Origin of the sequence: Escherichia sp. MOD1-EC6475 (genome assembly GCF_003046645.1) — a bacterium.
Lineage (GTDB): Bacteria > Pseudomonadota > Gammaproteobacteria > Enterobacterales > Enterobacteriaceae > Escherichia > Escherichia ruysiae.
Genome location: NZ_PZKQ01000011.1, coordinates 328900 through 350131, shown reverse-complemented (window position 1 = coordinate 350131; position 21232 = coordinate 328900). Strand labels below are relative to the sequence as shown.

Genomic DNA, 21232 nt, shown 5'->3' with positions numbered 1-21232 from the left:
CTTGCTTAAGCAAGTTTCATCCCGACCCCCACAAGGGTCGGGATTTTTTTATGTTACATTTAGCGGTTCACTTCCGAGACGCTAAAGTCATGGATATCCAGCTCAAAGGCATCTGCTAATTCACGCCATGTATGATATTCACGCCCATCAACGCTGACGTGTTCTGAATCGCTCTGGCTGCGATGAACTTCGCTTTCGCTAATTTCATTGATCGCCGCCAGCAGGGCATCGACATCGACGCTGACCTCTCGTTTTGCGGTATCGCTGTACTCTTTTGCGGTCTTCATCATCTTTCCTCGCAACCGTTACTCATTTGTTGCTGCCGACCGTTATGTCAGCCAGGCATCTCTTAAGTATAGACCGTCGAGAAAATCAGCACTCGTGCGCGCCCGACGCTGCCAGAAAAACGAAATTGTTCTACACTGGCACAAAGCCACAGGAGGAAAACGATGAAGGTGAATGATCGGGTAACAGTCAAAACGGATGGCGGTCCGCGTCGTCCTGGCGTGGTACTGGCAGTTGAGGAGTTTAGTGAAGGCACAATGTACCTGGTTTCGCTGGAAGACTACCCGCTCGGCATCTGGTTCTTTAATGAGGCAGGGCATCAGGACGGTATCTTTGTGGAGAAAGCAGAGTAATTTCATTCAGCCTGACTGGTGGGAAACCACCAGTCAGAATGTGTTAGCGCATGTTGACAAAAATACCATTAGTCACATTATCCGTCAGTCGGACGACATGATAGATAACCTGTTTATTATGCGTTTTGATCTTACGTTTAATATTGCCTTTATGCGATGAAACAGTCTTGGCTTTGATATTCATTTGGTCGGAGATTTGAATGGTTCCCTGACCTGCCATCCACATTCGCAACATACTCGATTCGGTTCGGCTCAATGATAACGTCGGCATATTTAAAACAGTGGCCATCGTTGTCTCTTTTTTCAGAATATCGCCAAGGATATCATCGAGAGATTCCGGTTTAATCGATTTGGAACTGATCAATAAATTTTTTCTGACCAACAGATATTCATCAAAATGAACGTTGGCAATCGCCATAAAAACGATAAATAACGTATTGGGATGTTGATTAATGATGTGCTTGATGCGCTGACTGTTAGAAGTATCGTGGATAAAACAGTCCTCATTAATAAACACCACTGAAGGGCGCTGTGAATCACAAGCGATGTCAAGGTCATCAACGGTTTCGATGTCGTTGATTTCTCTTTTTTTAACCCCTCTGCTCAACAGATACCCGGTTAAACCTAGTCGGGTGTAACTACATAAATCCATAATAATCGTTGACATGGCATACCCTCACTCAATGCGTAACGATAATTCCCCTTACCTGAATATTTCATCATGACTAAACGGAACAACATGGGTCACCTAATGCGCCACTCTCGCGATTTTTCAGGCGGACTTACTATCCCGTAAAGTGTTGTATAATTTGCCTGGAATTGTCTTAAAGTAAAGTAAATGTTGCGATATGTGAGTGAGCTTAAAACAAATATTTCGCCACAGGAGTATCCTGGAAGATGTTGTCTGATTTTATTTTTCAGATAATCCTTAGGATAACACGATAAACATTACGGAATCATATTGCTGGAAATTCGCTAATAATATCTGCCAGTAAATTAAAAATTTCACTAAATAAATGTTCGCAAAATGGAGCAATTAGCGGCATTAATGCTGCCATTAATGAAATGCCGACTGTCAGAGTTAATGGAAAACCGATAACAAATATTGATAATTGCGGAGCCATACGATTAAGTAATCCCAGCGCCAGATTCAGCGTCAGCAGCAGGGTAATAAGCGGTAATGCCAGCATAAATCCGTTGAGGAAAATCAAACTTCCCGCTTTGGTGAGTGCCAGAAACGCATTGCTGTTAAGCGGTTCACCGCCAATCGGCAGGGTGTGAAAGGTATCGAACAGCAGCGAAATCAACCATAAATGACCGTTAAATGTCAGGAACAGCAGTAGCGCCAGCATATCCATGATGCGTGCTAAGACGGGCATATTGAGATGGCTACCAGGATCCACAAACGTCGCAAATGACAGCCCCATTTGCAGACCGATAATTTCGCCTGCGGTTCGTACAGCGGCGAAAGCAAATTGCATGGTAAAGCCAAGCGCAATGCCAATCAGGATCTGCTGCATTGCCAGCCAGAGGGCATAAAACGAAAAAATGGGAACATCGTTGGCAGGTAATGCCGGAGCTATGGCGAACGTGATCATCATTGCGAGACCCAGTTTCACCCGTTTCGGCACGCTGCGTTCACTCAAAATGGGCGCGGTAGAAATGAGCGCCAGCACGCGCAGTAACGGCCAGAAATACAGACTTAACCAGGAAAGCCATTGATCGCTCGTCACCTGCAACATAGCACGGCTACCCGATGATATACGGCAGGTTAGTGAACAAGGTGCGGACGTAATCCAGCAACAGATTGAGCATCCACGGTCCGGCAATAATAATGGCGATAAATACGGCGATGATTTTCGGAATAAACGACAACGTCATTTCGTTAATCTGCGTGGCAGCCTGCAAAATGCTGATGATAAGGCCAGTGACCAGCGCCACCAGCAGCAGCGGGGCAGCCAGCGCCAGCGCGACTTTCATCGCTTCTGTCCCCATCATCATGACCGATTCGGGTGTCATTTTGCCTCTCTAGCTGTAAAAGCTTTGCGCCAGCGAACCGACAAGTAATTGCCAGCCATCCACCAGCACAAACAGCATAAGTTTAAAGGGCAGAGCAATGGTGGCTGGAGGCACCATCATCATCCCCAACGCCATCAAAACGCTGGCAATCACCAGGTCGATAATCAAAAAAGGAATGAAAATCGTGAAGCCTATCTGGAATGCGGTTTTCAGCTCGCTGGTCACGTAGGCCGGGAGCAAAATGCGCATCGGCACAGCTTCCGGTCCCTGCAACGGGCCAGTATTCGCCAGTCTGGCAAACAACCCTAAATCTGCTTCGCGGGTCTGACGTAGCATAAATTCACGCAGCGGCTGCGCTCCTTTTTCCAGCGCCTCCTGCATGGAGATTTTTTCTTCGCTGAATGGCTGGTATGCATCGACATAAATTTTGTCGATCACCGGAGACATAATAAAAAAGGTCAAAAACAGCGCCAGCCCCAGCAATACCTGGTTGGGCGGTGCGGAGGGCGTTCCCAGCGCGTTACGCAATAAACCAAAAACAATGATGATGCGGGTGAAGCTGGTCATCATCAGTAAAATCGCCGGAATAAACGTCAACGAGGTGATGAACACCAGCGTCTGCACCGGGAGCGACCAGCTTTGTCCACCGCCAGGTAGCGGTTGGCTGGTGATGCCTGGCAGTTGGGCGAACGCGAGGGGCGTAACCAGCCAGAGAAGAACCGGCGCGACAGACAACAAACGACGCATCAGGATCTCCCGCTACGCTTGAGCAAGTTTTTCATGACCGACTGAAAATCGGCCTGTGGTATCTCTTCCGTTGGCGCAGAAGGGGGAAGTTTATGCAGCAAATTGATTTGCCCTGCGGTAACGCCGAGTACCAGCCGCGCATCTTCCACATCGACCACTACGACCCGTTCACGCGCGCCCAGCGAGGCGCTGGCGCTAATTTTCAGACCGTTAACGCCTGTGCGTTTAGGGGCAAATCCCAGCCGTTTTACCAGCCAGGCAGCGGCGAGGATCAGGACAATAATGGCAATAAGTGCGCCGCTCACCTGAAGTAGCGGTGCGGTGGAAACCGGCGCGGAAGATTGCACAGTGGCGTGGTTATTCATCACTAACGACTCAGGCGGCGCATTCGCTCAGACGGGGTAATGATATCGGTGATCCGCACGCCATATTTATCGGCAACCACCACCACTTCGCCCTGGGCGATTAAATAGCCGTTGATCAGAATATCCAGCGGTTCGCCCGCCAGACCGTCCAGCGCCACGACTGACCCTTGCGTCAGACGCAACAGCTCTTTGATGGTCATACGTGTGCGACCCAGCTCGACGGTCAGCTTAACCGGAATATCCATAATCAGGTCGATATCCTGCAATGTTCCACTGACGTCGCCGCCGCCAAGCTGCTGGAACACGGCTTCAGCCGCGCTTTTGCCGCTTGTTGATTTTTGTTCGCTCAATGCTTCAGCCCACAGATCGTCCATTGCGCCGTTGTTGTCATCGGCCGGATTATTCAAGTCACTCATTTGGGCTGTTCCTCGTTCAGAGAATTCAAAATCGGGTTAATCAAATGTTCTATCCGTAACGCATACTGACCGTTGATGGTGCCGTACTGGCTGGTCAGTACCGGAACGCCGTCAACATGGGCGATGATGCGATCAGGTTTTTCTATCGGCAGGACATCGCCGGGTTTCAGTTTCAAAATCTGCGACAGGCGCAGCGATATATCGGCAAAGTTGGCGACCAGTTCCAGCTGTGAGTGCTGCACCTGACGCACCAGGTTATCGCGCCAGTTCTGATCTTCATTACGCGAGTTTTCCAGCGGCGGGTTAACTAACAATTCCCGTAGCGGCTCGATCATGCTGAATGGCAGGCAGATATTAAATTCGCCGGTCAGGTTGCCAATCTCGACATGAAAAGGCGTGTTAACCACAATGTCGTTTGGCGAGGTGGTGATATTGGTAAATTTCACCTGCATTTCCGAACGCACGTACTCCACTTCCAGCGGATTAATCGCCTTCCAGGCGTCGCTATAGCCTTCAAGTGCCAGCTTCAACATGCGATTGATGACGCGCTGTTCGGTATGCGTAAACTCACGACCTTCTACTTTGGTCGGGAAGCGACCATCACCGCCAAACAGGTTATCCACGGCGATAAACACCAGACTTGGCGAGAACACCACCAGCCCGGTGCCGCGCAGCGGTTTCAGGTGGATAAGGTTCAGGTTGGTTGGCACCGGCAGATTGCGGGCAAATTCATGATACGGCTGTATGCGGATCGCCCCGACGGTAATGTCCGGGCTACGGCGCAGCAGGTTGAACAGCCCCATACGGAAATGGCGGGCAAAACGTTCATTAATGATTTCCAGAGCCTGCAAACGTTCGCGCACAACCCGACGTTGGGTATTGGGGTCGTACGGACGAATGTCACTTTCGCCGCCAGCACTGGTTGTCGGTTCGTCTTTGACCTCGCTGTCACCATTCAACAGCGCATCAATTTCAGCTTGAGAAAGAATACTATCGCCCATGTCGTTATCGCAGAATAAAAGCGGTATACAGCACGTCGGTGACATCCTGTTTCGGTTGCCCGGCAACAAGCGGGGTGGAGAGTGTGGCTTTAATTGCGGCAATCAACTTTTGCTTGCCTTCTTCAGTTGCCAGCACGGCGGCATCCTGGCGCGAAAACAGTAACAGCAAGCGACTGCGGACTTCCGGCAAATACTCGCTCAGGCGCGAACGGGTGGCTTCATCTTTCAGCCGCAGCGTTATGCCGATATAAAGCACGCGATCCGCATCGCCAAGATTGACCGTAAAAGTGTCCAGCGCATAGAAGACAGGTGAGAGCACGACGCGTTGCTGTGCTTTGTCGTCAGTAGCAGCCTGACGTGAATGCCAGTAGCTGTAACCCGCGCTGGCACAGGCCGCGAGAGTAATGAATACCAGGATCGGGAGCCAAAGCGATCGCTTGCTTTTCTTGCTTATCGCGTAATCAGTCATGTGTTGCGGTCTTCCTGTGTCGCTACTGCTTATCGGCTAATTATCCTGTGTCTTAAGCGCGGCAAAGCGGGGAAAAGACGTGGATTACGGTGCCACCTCTGACGTTAGGCGAAAATATCAACGCCGCTATTGCCTGTTGCACGCCCTTGTAAAGAGGCGGGAACCGGCAGGGCATCGTCATCTTCGACAGCCAGGTGTTCATGGTTTGCTGTGCGCGGGTTTTGCTGTTGCTGGGAGGCGGCCTGCTGCTGACCGTTAAAACTCTCGCCGCTGATATTGCTCTGCCCCAACTGAATACCGCTTTCAGCCAGTTGTGTGCGCAGTGCTGGCAGAGCCGCTTCCAGTGCGGCGCGAACGTGCTGATGCGGCGAAACCATCTGGATTTGCGCCTGGTTGTCATCCACCTTAAGGGAGATTTGCACTTCGCCTAAATCCTGCGGATGCAAACGCAGCTCGGCACTTTGTTGCCCCTGGCGGGTAAACAGCGAAATATGCTGACTTAAGGATTGTTGCCATTCGTGAGAACCCAGCGGTGCACTCAAAACAGGCGCTGCGACGGTGGGCTGTGGCTGCGTCTCGTGCGAAGTGATTAGCGGACTGACGGCAGCGGTCACCGGCGAAGGCGTGCTGATGACTTCCGCTTTACTCTGGGCTTCAGCAATCAGCGGTGTTAATGGCTGAGCTGGGGCGCCAGGGGCGTCGTCAGGCTGTGCTGTGGTGAGTTGCGCAGGAGTCAGTTTTGTGAAGGGCGTTGGCTTCTCTGTCGATAACACGGTTGACGGCGTATCAGTCACTTTGGGCGTATTGTCAAAACCTGGCAACATCGCAAAAAGGGCACTCAGGCTGGCGGTAACATCTTTATTCAGATCATCCGCTTTTTCGTCTTTTACCGTATTTTTGTCTGACCCCGCTGCCAGCGTAATGGCCTGAGCGGTGGTTAACGGTGTTGATGTGGATTGTTCGTCGTTGATGACTGGCAGTGTTTCATTCGCAGGGATCAGTAAATCCGGTTGTTGCGCGTCGGTCAGAATATCGCTGACCAGCGACTCGCCTTTTGTCGCGGGCTTATCTGTCGCCACCTGCAACCGGATCGCAGCTTTGTCGGTTGTTGTAGCGTCTGCTAACGCCCCGCTCAACAACGCGAGAAAATCTTGTGCGGCATCACTGGCTTTGCCGCCGGGCAGTGCGGAGGTGTCAACGTCAGCGGTAATCAAGGGCGCTAAGCGAATCATTCAGGTTTCCTCATGGCGGCGCGCTGGGCGAACTCATCCATCTTTTTCTGATCGAGGCGGTTTTCTGCCAGCAGCGCCGCCGTGGATTGTCGTTCCTGCAGTGTCTGCCAGGCCTGCAAACGTTGTTTTTTCTCTCGCCAGTTATTCAGGGCAACATCAACTTTTTGTGTCCACTGCGTAAGTTGCTGATGATGCTGGGTAATGGCTTTTTCCAGCGTCTGAATAAACTGCTGATAGTTGATCCAGCGGTTGCTGGTCATCCCGGCACTCATATCGCTATTGAGGTTATTGCGATATTCATTCTGATAATCGATCAGCATTTTGAGTTGTTCTTCTGCCTGCTGACATCCGCGACGCATTTCACCCAACAGACGTGCGGCGCTATCCACCTCTTTTTCTGCCAGATCTTTCAGGGTCGCCAGTGCGCCATGTTCTGCCATCTGCTGTTATCTCCTACGTAGTCACACTGTCGGAAAAATACGTTCCAGCCCCTGGAGAGAGTCTTCCCAGTTCGCGCGTTCAAAAATGCCTTGTTGCAAATATCCCTCCAGCTGCGGCCACAGGGCGATGGCTTTATCGAGCATCGGATCGCTGCCTTTGGCATACGCGCCGACGCTAACCAGATCGCGGTTACGCTGAAAACTTGACAACAGCTGTTTGAAGGTGCGCACTCGCGCGTAATGTTGCTCACTGATCAACGCCGTCATTGCGCGGCTGATCGACGCTTCAATATCGATAGCCGGATAGTGTCCGGCTTCCGCAAGACGGCGAGACAAAACAATGTGACCGTCGAGGATTGCCCGCGCGGAGTCAGCAATCGGGTCCTGCTGGTCATCGCCTTCGGTGAGCACGGTATAAAACGCGGTAATCGAACCGCCGCCGCTAATGCCGTTTCCGGCACGCTCGACCAGTGCCGGTAATTTGGCAAACACCGACGGTGGATAACCTTTAGTGGCGGGTGGTTCGCCAATCGCCAGCGCAATCTCACGCTGGGCCATCGCGTAGCGGGTGAGGGAATCCATAATCAGCAACACATGCTGACCACGATCGCGAAAATCCTCGGCAATGCGCGTGGCATAGGCGGCACCCTGCATTCGCAGGAGCGGAGAAACATCTGCCGGTGCGGCGATCACCACCGAACGTGCACGTCCGTCAGCACCGAGGATGTTCTCAATAAAATCTTTTACTTCGCGCCCACGCTCGCCAATCAAACCCACGACAATCACATCGGCGCGGGTGTAACGCGCCATCATTCCCAGCAGCACACTTTTACCGACGCCGGAACCGGCAAAAAGTCCCATGCGCTGCCCACGCCCGACGGTAAGCAGGGCATTGATTGGACGCACGCCCGTGTCCAGCACATGTTCAATTGGCGTGCGTTGCAATGGGTTAAATGGCGGGGTAATCAGCGCACCGGTTTCGGTCGTATCGGGGGAGGGCAGGCCATCGAGCGGTTTACCGCTGCCGTCCAGAACCCGACCTAACAACGCCGGACCGAGCGGTAACTGCTTGCCGCTTTGCAGGCCGTCGCCGGAGATATTTTTGGCATAAACGCGCGCGCCAGGTAGTACGCCTTCCACTTCCTCCAGCGGCATTAAAAACAGCCGTTGACCGCTAAAGCCAACCACTTCGCTTTCTACTTCGTGAGTTTCAGTGCCGTTCTGGCGTTCAATCACACAGGTTGCGCCGAGCGGCAATTGCAATCCGGTAGCTTCCAGTACCAGCCCGGTGGCGCGGGTTAATCGCCCGTAGCGACGCACCGCAGGCAACTGCGCCATTTTGGCTTCAAAGTTGTCCAGTGTGGTTAGCCAGCGTGTCAGGCGCGTGGTCATTACACTACTCCCGGCGCTGCCAGACGGCAGAGTTCTTGCCAGCGAGTGGCGACACTGGCGTCGAGATCGCCTTCATCGGCGGAGACTTTACAGCCGCCAGGATGGAGGGTGGGATCGCCCCGCAAGCGCCAGCCATGCAAACTTAAAGTTGCGCCGAGCATATCATCCACACGTTGCAGATCATCCGGGTGTACGCGCAGCTGTGGTTTCCCGCTGAATAACGGTTCTTGCTGCAACAACTGTTGGATCTGTTTGATTAGTGCCGAGTTATCCACCGTTGACGTCTGACCGATCACCTGACGTGCTGCCTCCAGCGCCATCTGCATCAGGCGCGAAGCAATCACACTATCAAGCGCATCAAGGGTAGTTTGAAATTCGCTGACCAGTTGCTGCATCCGGGCATGAATTGGCGCTTGTTGAGACTTCGCCTCTGCCAGACCTTGTTCCAGCCCCTGGGCCAGACCTTCCTGATAGCCTTGTTCGTGACCTTGCTGGCGACCTTCGGCAATCCCCGCCTGATAACCTTGCTCGTGGGCCTGCATTTGCAGTTGCGCCAGTTGCTGCTCAAGGCTGGGTTCGGCCTCTTCAAAGATGGTTTCTTCCGGCTCGACCATGGGCACAAACTCTGCCTGTGGTGGCGCGAGATCGTCCGGCGTCCAGGTTTTCCACGGCAGATTATCAGACATAGGTATCCTCGCCGCTGCCAATTACCATCTCGCCAGTTTCGGCAAGGCGGCGCACAATCAGCAGAATCGCTTTCTGTTCGTTTTCCACCTGCGACAGACGCACCGGACCACGGTTGGCGAGATCGTCGCGCAGAATATCGGCGGCACGCTGCGACATATTGCGCAGGAATTTCTCGCGCAGTGGCTGCTCGGCCCCTTTCAGGGCGATCAACAGCGATTCGGAATCCACTTCCTGCAACAGACGCTGAATGCTGCGATCGTCGACATCCACCAGATTCTCGAACAGGAACATCTCGTCGATGATTTTCTGCGCCAGCTCGCCGTCGAATTCACGCACGGCGGTAATAACGGCTTCTTCCTGCTGAGTTTTCATCAGGTTGATAATTTCGGCTGCCGTTCTCACGCCGCCCATTTTGCTGCGCTTGAGATTCTGACCGTCGAGCAAGCCATTCAGTACTTCGGTCAGTTCCGCCAGCGCGGCAGGCTGTACGCCGCCAAAGGTGGCGATACGCAACATCACGTCGTGGCGCAGGCGTTCATCGAACAACGCCAGAATATCGGCGGCCTGCGCGCGTTTCAGATGCACCAGAATGGTGGCGATAATCTGCGGATGCTCATCGCGAATCAGATCGGCGGCGCTCTGCGGTTCCATAAAGTTGAGAGTTTCGATGCCGCTGGCGGTATCGCGGGTTTCGAGAATATCTTCCAGCAGGCTGGCGGCACGCTCTTCACCAAGGGCTTTGACCAGCACCGAACGCAGATAATCGTTGGCGTTGATATTCAGTGCCGCAAACTGTTCAGCTTCTTGCTCAAACTCTGCCAGCACTTCAGTTAACTGCTTGTTGGAGATCTGCGTGATGTTCGCCATCGCCGCACTCAGGGTTTGCACTTCGCGCTGGGAGAGGTGTTTGAATACCTCAGCCGCCCGGTCTTCGCCAATGGTCATTAGCAGGATGACGCTCTTTTCGGTGCCTGTCAGGTTACTCATGATCGTTGTTTATCCACTGGCGGATGACCAGCGCCACCACGCGCGGATCGTTATCAGACATGTCACGGATACGCTGGCTCATTACCTCTGCCCCCAGACGTTGGTTAGCCCGGCGTTGCTGCAGTTGTTCATCTTTGCTCAGGCGAACTTCCACCGCATCTTCCACTTCCTCGCGGGTCTGTGCCTGTTGCTGCACAGCTTTCACCGCCTCGGCGCGACGTGTTAGCTGCGGGCGTACCGCTTTACGCCACAGCAGCCACGCCACCAGCAGCACCAGCAACCAGCGCCCGGCAGCCAGCAACTGATCGATAAACGCTTGCTGTTGCCAGAACGGCAGTTCTCCACCGCTTTCGTCAGTGCTATTGAATGGCGAGTTGACGACATTGAGCGAGTCGCCACGTTTTTCTGAAAAGCCCATCGCTTCGCGGGTCAGATCTTCAATCTGCTTCATCTGTTCGGTGCTGAGAGGCAACGGTTTGCCATCTGGCAACGTTTTGTAATTCACCACTACCGCAACGGATAAGCGTTGCACGTCGCCCACGTTCATCTTGGTATGACGAATGGTGCGATCGACTTCGTAGTTACTGGTTTCATTACGCTGCGTGCTGCGCGGCCCACTATTGCTGGTGGTGCTCGCCTGCTGCTGGCGATTATTTTGATTTGCCGGAGGCGTACTGATTGGTGCGTTATTCGCAGGCGCTGGTTGATTCGACAACGCGCCCGGTACGCCGCCCGGATAACCGGAACCGCTTTGCTCGCTCTCATTAAGCTGGCGTGAGCGGAGCGCCGCCTGTGATTGGTTGCCGTTAGGGCGATACTGTTCTTCTGTTTGCTCTTTACTGGCGAAGTCCAGTTGTGCCGTTACCTGGGCGTGAATATTGCCGTTGCCGACAACAGGCGACAGAATCGCTTCAATACGCCGCTGAATGCGTCCTTCGACATCGCTGGCATATTTCAACTGGACGTCATTAAGATCGCGTCCGCTGGTGTTGGACTGGGTTAACAGATGTCCACTCTGATCCACCAGCGTGACATTTCCCGGAGGCAGACCAGCAACCGCGCTGGAAACCAGATGTACAATGGCGCTAATTTGCCCTTCATCCAGCGCGCGGCCTGGCAACAAATTTACCGTCACTGATGCCGAAGGAGATTTTTGTTCACGAACAAATAAAGAGGGCTTTGGCATCGCCAGATGCACGCGCGCTCCTTTTACCGGGCCGATAGTTTCGATGGTACGGGAAAGCTCGCCTTCCAGCGCCCGCTGATAATTCACCTGTTCGCTGAACTGGCTGATGCCAAATTTTTCCTGATCGAGCAGCTCAAACCCAACAGCACCGCCTTTAGGCAAGCCTTGCTGCGCCAGACGCAGACGCAACTCGTGAACTTTATCGGCCGGAACTTCAATCGCGCCGCTGGCTTCGCTGAAGCGGTAAGGAATGTTCATTTGCGTCAGTTGGCTGACGATTGCGCCGCCATCCTGATCGGAAAGATTGCTGAATAACGTGCGGTAATCAGGGGCTTTTGCCCACAGAATTAACGCGACTATCACTGCCACCGCAGCGGAACCAGCAACAATCAGGGGGATTCTCGGATTCGCGCGTAGGCGATTGAGCCACTCAAGAGATTTTGTCTGGGCTGCGGTCGTATTCATCGCGCACCTCGCGGCAGATGATAGACGGCGGTATTGGCAAAGTGGAACAAGACGCACTCCCGGGTCAGCACACTCGAAAAATTAACGGCCTCATTATTTGTGGTTTTATTTTTTTCTATGCGCCAATTAACCCGTTTTTTTATCGTTATTTAACGCCTTTATCTTATTGACTTGCTGATAGGCTCTGCTACCAGAAACTATTTGGGAGATGAGTATGTCAGCTATACAAGGGATCGAAGGGGTTATCAGCCAGTTACAGGCCACGGCAATGAGTGCGCGTGCCCAGGAGCCGCTGTCGCAATCCACTATCAGTTTTGCCGGACAGCTTCATGCCGCTCTCGATCGCATAAGCGATACGCAAACCGCCGCCCGCACGCAGGCAGAAAAATTCACCCTCGGCGAACCCGGCGTGGCGCTAAACGATGTGATGGCCGATATGCAAAAAGCGTCGGTTTCGATGCAAATGGGGATTCAGGTGCGTAATAAGCTGGTGGCAGCGTACCAGGAAGTGATGTCCATGCAGGTGTAGGTTTTATAACCTGTTGACTATGCATGTTTAATGACATCCGATCCCACAGCGTGGGGCATGGATGGGGCAAACTCACTCAATTTCTTATTTAAAATAGATACCTGCTCCTGATTGTTTTCTGCCATCCACAACGCTTTGCACTGGATACAATCCAGACTCTCTTCTCCCGTGCAGCCGATCTTTTGTATTCCGTGTTTGAAAGCCTGAAGGTAAAGTTTGTAAGTTAGCGATGGATTAAACAGTGAAAAGAAACGCGGCTGTCGGATTGGAGCCGCGGGACAAGGCCAAAAATTTTCCAAGAGTTGTTGAATTTCCCAGCTTTTTTGGAAGCGCATGTATCTTACTAATAACTAAAAAAGGTTTAAACCATAAAATTAATCGTATTTTTAGGTAACACTTACCGATATATCCCCACGCCATTCAGACGGTTAAAGCAGCAAGTATTTAACGCGTAAACAGGGCGTGGGTTTGTCGCTCGCGCCAGTAGGTGTGATGTGGGGAAACCGTGTCACAGCCAGCTCCTGTCTGTTACTGACAGTCATTTTCAGGTACAGGAAAGTAATGACGGGGATAGCCCCGTCGGTCTTGTTTACTTAATCTGTATGTTGACGCTGTATTTTTTAGCCTTGTTTTTACGAGCGTCATTGCGGGTTTGAAGCACTCTTAGCTCATATTTACCGGAAGCGGGAAGGATGTACTGACCATTGTCATCAAGTTCGGGAGAGTATCTGGAGAGATCAACCGAATCGCTGATTCCGGGCCCAAAGAGGACAATATCAGCACCCTCATTGGAGATACTGACGTGCACCTTCTGGCCTTTTTTGGCATAGAAGTTATATGTGTCGTAATCGTATCCCTTTATCTCTCCTGAGTACTGCGCACTACTATGACCCTTCCTGAACTCAACATTAACGTCCTTGCCAGCGGCAGAGGCCGTTGAGGTTAGCAGTGCAAAAAGAAAAATGGCTTTACTTACACCATTGATTTTCATGTGTGTTCTCCTCAGTCATGGAAAAACTATTTGTTGTTATAATATAACAATTTTTGACAGGTATTTTCCATGAGCCTCCCGCCTGGAAGTTGCTATGGAGCGTGAGTGGTGTCAGGGAAGAGATAATCTGACAGATACCTGTACAAATAACGGATAACTGTCAGATCTGAGATGAGCTAATACATCTAAATTAAGGGTTTATTGTTCTCAACATCTTCAATATATAAGAGTGTATTATCGATAGAATAGTAACGACGTTTATTATCATTAACGTCAGTAACCCACCGGAAGACACCCGCATTCGCGAGCGTTATACAATATTCCCGAAAAGTAGACTTTCTGGAAATGTGAGTCCGGGCTGCTTTTATTACTTGCTCAGGGTTCTTAGTGGCACTGACTTTTAATAGGTTTCTGCTTCCTCTTATTAACAACACCTTGTCATCGTGTGTGACGATCCTAATGTTATCTGTAGCAAGATAGTAAATGTAATGCGCAATATGATGACGTTTTAACTCTGTGTAAAACCAGGAAAAGTTTAGCTCCGTTCTCACTTGCTCAAACATCTTTTGGAAAATAGCAACCTGATCCATCAGGGGGAATAATCTCTTGTTGGTTGTGAGAGTTTGTAGTTTGCATGATTGGTGCTATTCCTTCAATCAGATCTGATGACTTAATGCCGGTGATAAAGGCCTACTAAATATAGGGTTATGATGCGTGTGTCTGGTTAGGTTTTGCTATTCGTTCTTCAGTATTGCACTCGTCAAATGTTATGTTATAACATTCAATGAGTATTGAAGCGGGAGGATAAACTGGATGATGGTTGTTAATAAATTGGCTTTTGCGCTGGGGTTACTATTGACTGGCAACTATGCACTTGCTCATGGGCATCATTCACATGGGGCACCACTGACAGAAATAGAACAAAAAGCAGCAGAGGGTATTTTTGATGATAATAACGTGAAAGATAGAAAACTTACTGACTGGGAGGGTGTTTGGCAATCGGTATATCCCTTGCTTCAAAGTGGTGACCTTGATCCTGTTTTTAAAATGAAAGCAGAAAAAGATCCGGGTAAATCATTTGCGGATATTAAGTCCTACTATCAGCAAGGATATGCGACGGATATTGACACAATCGGTATCGAAAATGGTGTTATGGAATTCCACAGAGGAGAGGAGGTGACTTCCTGTAAATATAATTATAGTGGATTTAAGATATTGACATATAAATCAGGAAAGAAAGGGGTTCGTTATCTGTTTGAGTGCCAGGAGCCTGCCAGTAAAGCACCTAAGTTTGTGCAGTTTAGCGATCATATAATTGCCCCCCGAAAATCCTCTCATTTCCATATATTTATGGGGAATACGTCACAACAGCAATTACTTGAAGAGATGGACAACTGGCCAACTTATTATCCTTATCAGTTACAGACGAAAGAAATTGTGGATGAGATGCTTCATCACTAATTCATTTCAGGATTGCCATAAATCCTTGAGAATATTTGTCTGATATATCGCGTACTTTTCTCTGTCTCTACAGCAGAGCATTTGTAGCATAGACACTCCCGCTGCCTGAAACAGCGGGAGAAAAGATTACTTTTGAATCAAATAACGAATGGTCGGCCCATCTTGCTGGATATCCAGTACGGTATAGCCGTGATTACGTGCATCCAGCGGAATATTGTTAATTGACTGCGGGCAATCGCTGACCACTTCGAGGATCTCACCTTTCTTTAACTGCGGCATCGCCTCAAGAGTAGCGACCGCTGGATAAGGGCAGGGTTCGCCCACCATATCAAGACGGTAATCAGGAACGATATTTTTCATGCGATCTCCTTAGCAGTTTGCGGCGCCGCACGGCGGAAGAAGCGTTTCTCCCAGCCGATAACCAACATTAACGCAGCGAACAGCAGTAAATATGTCACCAGCAGGCCGCCCATTGGGCCAAAGGTTTTCAGCAGGTTGATTTTTTCCCAGTCGGTTGCCAGCGCCGGGGCGAAATCATCCCAGTAATAAGCCAGAATCGTCGAGCCGATAACGTTGCCCAGTCCAACCCACCAGTAGTGCACCTGGCCTTCCACCGCGCGGTACATCCAGCCAGTTTCACAGCCGCCCGCCAGAACAATACCAAAACCAAACAGTAACCCACCAATGACAGCGTTCGGCCCCGCCCACATGATTTTCGGTTCTACGCCTAGCTGTACATAACTGAAAATACCGATGGCACTCACCGCCATACCGATAATGATCGCTTTCGCCATATGGGTTCGTCCGGTGATCCACATATCGCGGAACGCCGAGGTAAAACAGATTTGCGCGCGTTCAATCAGTAAGCCAAAGCCGACGCCAAACAGCATCGCCAGCCCCAGCTTCGGTTGATTCATTGCTGTCAGCAGCGCCCAGCCCAGCATACCGAAAAATACCAGCATACCGAGGCGGAAGCGACGCCGTGCCTGATCCGGTTTTTGTGTTAGCGGTGATGCGGCAGAGACTTTCTGCATTTTTACCGGGATGCGGAACATCGGCAGTAGGGTAAAGCGCGCACCAAACCATGAACCGATGGCGGTGGCGATGGCAAAGAACCAGGCGTGCAGCGAGAATTGCGGAATACCGGTGAAGAACGCGGCCAGGTTACAGCCCATCGCCAGACGCGCGCCGAAACCGGCGATAATGCCGCCAATAATGGCCTGCATAATGCGGATACGGCTGCGCGGCATACGTAATTTAACGTTGTTGGCCCACAGAGCAGCGGCAAAACAGCCGCCAAACATACCCAAAATCATCATCCCGTCGATGCGGGTTAATGGCGATCCTTCCAGATGGATTATTTTAAAATAACCCCACTCTTCAGCATGGACGCCAAACAGTTGCAGGAGCTGACCGCCCCAGCGGGTAAATTCACCCGTCACTGCCCAAAAGGTGCCGGTGATGCCAAAATAATAAGTGGAGAGAATACCCGCCGCGATGACTGCGGGGATGGGGGCCCAGAATTTAATCAACCAGGCTTGCTTGAATTGCTGCCATGACATGTATGTAGCCTCTGAACTCAGAAGGTTTAAACAAGAGTCGCGAATCATACACCAGGAGAATTTATTTGCGTGGCAATAATTCACAAAAATAATGGTTAGATCAAATTTCACCTTGGGCCTGGAAAGGCTGGCAGCATCAAGGCATTAATGCCACAATCCTCTTTTCTTCTCATGCAGGATGAATGATGAAAAAACTCGCAATTGCAGGCGCACTTATGCTGCTGGCTGGCTGTGCCGAAGTTGAAAATTATAACAATGTTGTGAAAGCGCCCGCGCCAGACTGGCTGGCGGGTTACTGGCAGACCAAAGGGCCGCAGCGTGCTCTGGTCAGCCCTGAAGCGATAGGTAGCCTGATTGTTACTAAAGAGGGGGATACGCTGGATTGTCGTCAGTGGCAGCGGGTGATTGCTTTACCGGGTAAGTTGACGCTGATATTGGATGATCTCACTAACGTTACTGTCAAACGTGAGCTATATGAAATTGAACGTGATGGTAACACTATCGAATATGACGGCATGACGATGGAACGCGTGAATCGTCCGACGGCTGAATGTGCCGCCGCGCTGGATAAAGCGCCGTTACCGACGCCACTGCCGTAATGAAATCTCCCCGGCTTGCCACCGGGGATGAATTTAAATCACCTCTTCGATAACCCACACACTGACGCTACCGCCGTTGCAAAAGAAGGTCGCTTCGCCGTTTTCATCGGTTACTACGCTCTCTTGTCGATTACCCAGAAAGTCGCGCCAGGTTTTATTGCCGTAATTCTCTCCCAGATTAATGGTTTTTTCGCCATCGTCGCCGTTTGACATGACCACCACACAGCCAGGATATTCGTCAGTACCGCTGCGACTAAACGCAATACAGTTCGGATGGTCGAAAAATAACGTCTGTACACCGTGGGCGAAACGCTGGCGGGCGAGAATCAACTCATCAAGCTGTTCGATTATCGGCATATCTATGGGATAAGTTTGCCCGTCACCGCCGACATCTTCGTAATGGGCACCGTACAAATCAGGGTAGAACACGGAAGGGACGCCATTTTCCCGCAGCAAAATAAGGGCATAAGCCAGCGGTTTAAACCACGGTTCAACCGGCGCTTCGAGGGCTTGTAACGGTTGGGTGTCGTGATTGGCGACCAGCGTAACAGCATGGAAAGGATCGGCTTCCACCAGCGTACCGGTGAATATCTGCGTCATGTCGTAGTCGCGCCCCATGCGTGATGCTTCGTGGAATTTCATCTGTAGCGGCGCATCAAACAGCATGGTTTTGCCTTCGACTTGATCAATATACGTTTGCAGCTTGTCAACTTCGCGCGACCAGTATTCCGCCACAATAAATAGCGGCTTTGGTGCGACTTCCTGCACGTGTTCGATCCACTCTTTATAAAACCAGGCCGGAATATGTTTTACTGCGTCGAGACGAAAACCATCGCATTGCGTTTGCTCCATCACCCAGCGCGCCCAGTATTTGAGCTCTTCCGTAACGGCATGGTTGCGAAAGTCGATATTTTCGCCCATCAGATAGTCAAAATTACCAAGCTCATCATCAACCTGGTCGTTCCAGCCTTCGCCGGTGTAGTCGTTGACGATTTTAAAGATACCGTCTTCGTTTGGGTTTTCGATATGGTCGATACCGCTAAAACATTTGAAATCCCAGATAAACTGCGAGTATTGCCCGCCACGAGCGGGAAAGGTGTAACGCGTCCAGCCTTCGCACTCAATGATTTCATCATCAATTTGCGTGCGATCGTCAGCATTGACGCGCTGTACGCGAATGGCTTCTTTTTCATCTGCGCCCATTTTGTGGTTGACAACCACGTCCAGCAGTACCGCAATGTCATTGCGTTTGAGTGCGTCAATGGCGGCCAGCAGTTGTGCTTTATCGCCATATTTGGTGGGGATGCTGCCTTTTTGATCAAACTCGCCTAAATCAAATAAATCGTAAGAGTCGTAGCCGACCGAATACCCGCCCGATGCGCCTTTATAGGCTGGTGGCAGCCAGATCATATTGATACCAATATCATTAAAACCGTCGGCGCGCTCGGCCAGTTCAGGCCAGAGCTTGCCGCCTTCCGGGTAATACCAGTGAAAACATTGCAACAGCGTGGGATTACGCATTCTTCGACTCCACTCAAGGGGAACATTAGAAGCGTAGCCGTAATCGAATTATTCGCGAGCCACCATCTCTTTAAGCGTTGCCTGAACTCAAAAGAGGTTTTCCTGCGGTGCCAGCACGTAGCCCCCCTGATCACCGTAGGCGCTTAACACAGATTTTTGCATTGATGACTGACCGACCAGTTTCGCCAGTTCATCCATCCGAATCTGCAATAACTGTTTTACTTTGTTTTCGTTTTCCAGAACGAGGCGCAGCAGCGGTCTGAGTTGCTCCTGTATCATGGCAGAGGGTTCCGTTTCTTCCGTTAGGTGTGCGATCTTTTGCACCGCATTGACATATTCCATTTCGCTGGCGATGAGTTCATCCCATCGTCCTTCTGTCGCCAGGCGTAACATGAGTTGGCTTTTTTCGACGAGTTGTTGCCAGGCAAAATACAAGTGCGGTGCGTGGTTCATCAGACAGGATCCTGAATCAAAGAAGGGGAGAGTAAAGACTCTTTCCAGGCATCGGCAAGGTTACGCATCAACGTTTCCACTTCTTCAACTGCGGAGACATAGTTGCGTAAATTAGCTTGCAGCAAACGCCTGATCATATAGCTATACAGGGCTATCAAATTCTGGGTTAATTCGTCCTGGCTTTCTTCGTCAAGACCGATCCTCAGCCCGTTATCAATAATGCTGATCGCTTTCGACAAAGAGACGCCTTTTCCTTCCTGATTGTTGTCCTGCATAAACAGGCGCGCTCTTACCAGTGCGCTCAACACGCCGTCAAACAGCATGGTGACCAGTTGTTGTTGGCTGGCGCTCATTACGGCGCTTTCGACGCCAATTTGGGCATAGGCCTGGGTGCCTTTTGCGCTGTACATAGTTTCTCCTGAAGATTATTTCGAGCTGCTATTTGAGGTGTCGAACTGCTGTGTCAGATAGCTACTGGTGGAGTTCAGCGAGTTCATTAACACATCTAATTGGGTGAACTGGGCTTTATAGCGCGCCATTAAGGTATCGATACGTTCACTGGCAGCGTTGTACTGATCAGTCAAATTGTTCAGCGTTTTGCTGACGCCATCTTTTGCGGCCTGGATTATCCCGGAGGAGGAGAGCCAACTGGTCAGGTTGCTACTAATGCCGGTGGTTACTCCAGTACTTTTACCGTCACCAATAAACATTTCACCGACGCCAGCGGCATCTTTCTTCAGCGCCGTTTGCAGCGTGTCGGTCGCGATTTCCAGCTTGCCGGTACTGGCATCGCTGGTAATGCCAATTTGTGCCAGCGTTTTATAGTTTGAACTGCTGTGGGTATTGGCGAGCAAGGTTTTAAGCTGAGTCTGGATGGTACGCAGTGTGGAGTCGCCAAGTAATGCGCCATTGCTGGAGTCCTGACTTTCTGCTCCGGCATCGACTGCGGTGTATTTGGTTAAGCTGCTGAACGTATCCTGCAATGTGTTATAGGCATCCACCCACGCTTTAATCGCATTTTCAGCTTTGGATGTGTCTTTACTGATGGTCAGTGTCTGATTACCGGTGGTGACGTCATTCAGGTTGAGGGTGATATCTTCCAGCGCGTCACTGATAGTGTTACTGCTGTTTTCAATCTCAACGTTATTGACCGTCAGTTTGGCGTTTTGCGCGGTGACGCTTTCAATCATGCCATTGCTGCTATCACCCGAAGTTCCGTTGTAACCCATAAAATTTTCCAGGGCGCTGTCGCCGCTGACGCTAAGTTTCATCGCGTTATCGCTGCCCGTATCGTTAGCGGTGATGGACAGACGATACTCGCCGTTACCCACATTGATGATACTGGCGCTGACGCCAGCTTTGGCGTTGTTAATGGCATCACGAATACCGGAAAGTGACGAGTTGACCGCGCTGATATCAATCGTGACCGGATCTTTACCGCCGCCTTGCTGGATGGTCAGTACGCTATCGCTGGTGGCGATGGCGGCTTTACTGTCTTTTTGACTATTTTTGGTGGTCAGCGTCTGAGCCTGCGCCAGTTGGCTGACGCTAATGGTGTATTTCCCGGCAATCGCGCTGCCCGTGGTGGTGGCGCTGAAAGCCGATGAACTGCTGGTGGTTGAGGTGGCGGTAAATAAATCGGCTTTATTCAGTGCTGTGTTGGCGGTCTGGAAACTCTCCAGTGCGCTTTTCAGCGTCCCGTAGGCGCTCAGTTTCGCGGTGTAAGAGCTTTGCTGTTTTGATATCGGCGTCAGGGTAGATTTTTCTGCCGCCTCCAGACTGTCGAGGATGCTGCTTAAGTCCAGCCCCGACCCAACCCCAAGCGTTGAAATACTAGCCATATTGATTCCTTAATCATGCGACATGTAGAACGAATACCGGGGTTATCGGCGTAAGCGGGGCAAAGTTTACGATTTATTTTTTGGCTTAATGACACGAACAGCAACGAGGAAGGGGAGTATTTCGACCGCTAGAAAAAAATTCTAAAGGTTGTGAGAGACCAGACGATAACAGGGTTGACGGCGACGAAGCCGAAGGGTGGAAGCCCAATACTTAAACCGTAGACTTGAAAA

General features: G+C 51.0%; 27 protein-coding genes. 4 read left to right on the top strand and 23 right to left on the bottom strand.

What is annotated here, in order from left to right:
- Positions 1-59: 59 nt before the first annotated feature.
- Positions 60-287 carry a peroxide/acid resistance protein YodD gene (gene yodD / locus A7589_RS04190; protein WP_010346997.1) on the bottom strand — a complete coding sequence of 76 codons (228 nt, stop codon included), beginning with the start codon at positions 285-287 and terminating at the stop codon, positions 60-62.
- A gap of 162 nt (positions 288-449) precedes the next feature.
- Between yodD and dsrB the strand changes: the two genes are divergently transcribed.
- On the top strand, positions 450-638 hold the full coding sequence (gene dsrB / locus A7589_RS04180) for a protein DsrB (RefSeq protein ID WP_000867217.1): 189 nt from the start codon (positions 450-452) through the stop codon (positions 636-638).
- A gap of 43 nt (positions 639-681) precedes the next feature.
- Here the strand turns inward: dsrB and rcsA are convergent, their stop codons facing one another.
- The 14 genes from rcsA to fliF all read right to left on the bottom strand — a co-directional run bounded on the left by rcsA (position 682) and on the right by fliF (position 12044).
- The gene (gene rcsA / locus A7589_RS04175; RefSeq protein ID WP_000104007.1) at positions 682-1305 is read right to left on the bottom strand and encodes a transcriptional regulator RcsA; all 624 of its coding nucleotides are present in this window, start codon (positions 1303-1305) and stop codon (positions 682-684) included.
- 289 nt (positions 1306-1594) lie between these two features.
- Entirely contained in the window at positions 1595-2380 is a 786-nt protein-coding gene (gene fliR, locus A7589_RS04170; RefSeq protein WP_108188733.1) for a flagellar biosynthetic protein FliR, read from the bottom strand.
- Between the two features lie 7 nt (positions 2381-2387).
- Positions 2388-2657 carry a flagellar biosynthesis protein FliQ gene (gene fliQ / locus A7589_RS04165; protein WP_000187358.1) on the bottom strand — a complete coding sequence of 90 codons (270 nt, stop codon included), beginning with the start codon at positions 2655-2657 and terminating at the stop codon, positions 2388-2390.
- Between the two features lie 9 nt (positions 2658-2666).
- The gene (gene fliP, locus A7589_RS04160) at positions 2667-3404 is read right to left on the bottom strand and encodes a flagellar type III secretion system pore protein FliP (RefSeq protein WP_001253450.1); all 738 of its coding nucleotides are present in this window, start codon (positions 3402-3404) and stop codon (positions 2667-2669) included.
- On the bottom strand, positions 3404-3769 hold the full coding sequence (fliO, locus tag A7589_RS04155; RefSeq protein WP_010356102.1) for a flagellar biosynthetic protein FliO: 366 nt from the start codon (positions 3767-3769) through the stop codon (positions 3404-3406). The genes fliP and fliO overlap by 1 nt, the downstream gene beginning before the upstream one ends.
- Before the next feature lie 2 nt (positions 3770-3771).
- Complete coding sequence (gene fliN, locus A7589_RS04150; RefSeq protein WP_001281689.1) at positions 3772-4185, bottom strand: flagellar motor switch protein FliN; 414 nt, start codon at positions 4183-4185, stop codon at positions 3772-3774.
- Positions 4182-5186 carry a flagellar motor switch protein FliM gene (gene fliM, locus A7589_RS04145; protein ID WP_010346990.1) on the bottom strand — a complete coding sequence of 335 codons (1005 nt, stop codon included), beginning with the start codon at positions 5184-5186 and terminating at the stop codon, positions 4182-4184. The genes fliN and fliM overlap by 4 nt, the downstream gene beginning before the upstream one ends.
- A 4-nt stretch (positions 5187-5190) precedes the next feature.
- Positions 5191-5655 carry a flagellar basal body-associated protein FliL gene (gene fliL / locus A7589_RS04140; RefSeq protein WP_000133128.1) on the bottom strand — a complete coding sequence of 155 codons (465 nt, stop codon included), beginning with the start codon at positions 5653-5655 and terminating at the stop codon, positions 5191-5193.
- Positions 5656-5759: 104 nt separating this feature from the next.
- Positions 5760-6887: a flagellar hook-length control protein FliK gene (locus tag A7589_RS04135; RefSeq protein ID WP_000620050.1), complete on the bottom strand. Its 1128-nt coding sequence runs from the start codon at positions 6885-6887 to the stop codon at positions 5760-5762.
- Positions 6884-7327 carry a flagellar export protein FliJ gene (gene fliJ, locus A7589_RS04130; RefSeq protein WP_000807574.1) on the bottom strand — a complete coding sequence of 148 codons (444 nt, stop codon included), beginning with the start codon at positions 7325-7327 and terminating at the stop codon, positions 6884-6886. The genes A7589_RS04135 and fliJ overlap by 4 nt, the downstream gene beginning before the upstream one ends.
- A 21-nt stretch (positions 7328-7348) precedes the next feature.
- Positions 7349-8719, bottom strand: coding sequence for a flagellar protein export ATPase FliI (gene fliI, locus A7589_RS04125; RefSeq protein ID WP_000213314.1), 1371 nt, complete (start codon positions 8717-8719; stop codon positions 7349-7351).
- Entirely contained in the window at positions 8719-9405 is a 687-nt protein-coding gene (fliH, locus tag A7589_RS04120) for a flagellar assembly protein FliH (RefSeq protein ID WP_001282690.1), read from the bottom strand. The genes fliI and fliH overlap by 1 nt, the downstream gene beginning before the upstream one ends.
- Positions 9398-10393, bottom strand: a complete 996-nt coding sequence (fliG, locus tag A7589_RS04115) for a flagellar motor switch protein FliG (RefSeq protein WP_000067965.1) — start codon at positions 10391-10393, stop codon at positions 9398-9400. Before fliG ends, fliH begins: the two co-directional genes overlap by 8 nt.
- Positions 10386-12044 (bottom strand): flagellar basal-body MS-ring/collar protein FliF, encoded by a 1659-nt coding sequence (gene fliF, locus A7589_RS04110; protein WP_105282718.1) that lies wholly within the window; start codon positions 12042-12044, stop codon positions 10386-10388. The genes fliG and fliF overlap by 8 nt, the downstream gene beginning before the upstream one ends.
- 214 nt (positions 12045-12258) lie before the next feature.
- Here fliF and fliE point away from each other — a divergent pair, with 214 nt between their 5' ends.
- The gene (gene fliE / locus A7589_RS04105) at positions 12259-12573 is read left to right on the top strand and encodes a flagellar hook-basal body complex protein FliE (protein ID WP_024257392.1); all 315 of its coding nucleotides are present in this window, start codon (positions 12259-12261) and stop codon (positions 12571-12573) included.
- 589 nt (positions 12574-13162) lie between these two features.
- On the opposite strand, the gene pliG is transcribed toward fliE, so the two are convergent.
- Positions 13163-13564 (bottom strand): g-type lysoyme inhibitor PliG, encoded by a 402-nt coding sequence (gene pliG / locus A7589_RS04095; RefSeq protein WP_000700155.1) that lies wholly within the window; start codon positions 13562-13564, stop codon positions 13163-13165.
- A gap of 185 nt (positions 13565-13749) precedes the next feature.
- Positions 13750-14154, bottom strand: coding sequence for a DUF1398 family protein (locus A7589_RS04090; protein WP_000373062.1), 405 nt, complete (start codon positions 14152-14154; stop codon positions 13750-13752).
- Positions 14155-14377: 223 nt separating this feature from the next.
- Between A7589_RS04090 and zinT the strand changes: the two genes are divergently transcribed.
- Positions 14378-15025, top strand: coding sequence for a metal-binding protein ZinT (gene zinT, locus A7589_RS04085; RefSeq protein ID WP_105282720.1), 648 nt, complete (start codon positions 14378-14380; stop codon positions 15023-15025).
- A 126-nt stretch (positions 15026-15151) separates the two neighbouring features.
- Here the strand turns inward: zinT and yedF are convergent, their stop codons facing one another.
- Both yedF and yedE read right to left on the bottom strand, forming a co-directional pair.
- Positions 15152-15385: a sulfurtransferase-like selenium metabolism protein YedF gene (gene yedF, locus A7589_RS04080; RefSeq protein WP_000790504.1), complete on the bottom strand. Its 234-nt coding sequence runs from the start codon at positions 15383-15385 to the stop codon at positions 15152-15154.
- Positions 15382-16587, bottom strand: a complete 1206-nt coding sequence (gene yedE / locus A7589_RS04075) for a selenium metabolism membrane protein YedE/FdhT (RefSeq protein WP_000118928.1) — start codon at positions 16585-16587, stop codon at positions 15382-15384. The genes yedF and yedE overlap by 4 nt, the downstream gene beginning before the upstream one ends.
- Before the next feature lie 185 nt (positions 16588-16772).
- Between yedE and yedD the strand changes: the two genes are divergently transcribed.
- Positions 16773-17186 carry a lipoprotein YedD gene (gene yedD, locus A7589_RS04065; protein ID WP_010354207.1) on the top strand — a complete coding sequence of 138 codons (414 nt, stop codon included), beginning with the start codon at positions 16773-16775 and terminating at the stop codon, positions 17184-17186.
- A gap of 33 nt (positions 17187-17219) precedes the next feature.
- Here yedD and amyA read toward each other — a convergent pair whose 3' ends face one another.
- The 4 genes from amyA to fliD all read right to left on the bottom strand — a co-directional run bounded on the left by amyA (position 17220) and on the right by fliD (position 21001).
- The gene (gene amyA / locus A7589_RS04060) at positions 17220-18707 is read right to left on the bottom strand and encodes an alpha-amylase (RefSeq protein WP_001245675.1); all 1488 of its coding nucleotides are present in this window, start codon (positions 18705-18707) and stop codon (positions 17220-17222) included.
- 87 nt (positions 18708-18794) lie between these two features.
- Positions 18795-19160, bottom strand: a complete 366-nt coding sequence (gene fliT, locus A7589_RS04055) for a flagella biosynthesis regulatory protein FliT (RefSeq protein ID WP_001015043.1) — start codon at positions 19158-19160, stop codon at positions 18795-18797.
- On the bottom strand, positions 19160-19570 hold the full coding sequence (gene fliS, locus A7589_RS04050) for a flagellar export chaperone FliS (RefSeq protein ID WP_000286601.1): 411 nt from the start codon (positions 19568-19570) through the stop codon (positions 19160-19162). The genes fliT and fliS overlap by 1 nt, the downstream gene beginning before the upstream one ends.
- Positions 19571-19585: 15 nt before the next feature.
- Entirely contained in the window at positions 19586-21001 is a 1416-nt protein-coding gene (gene fliD / locus A7589_RS04045) for a flagellar filament capping protein FliD (protein ID WP_108188732.1), read from the bottom strand.
- Positions 21002-21232 lie beyond the last annotated feature (231 nt).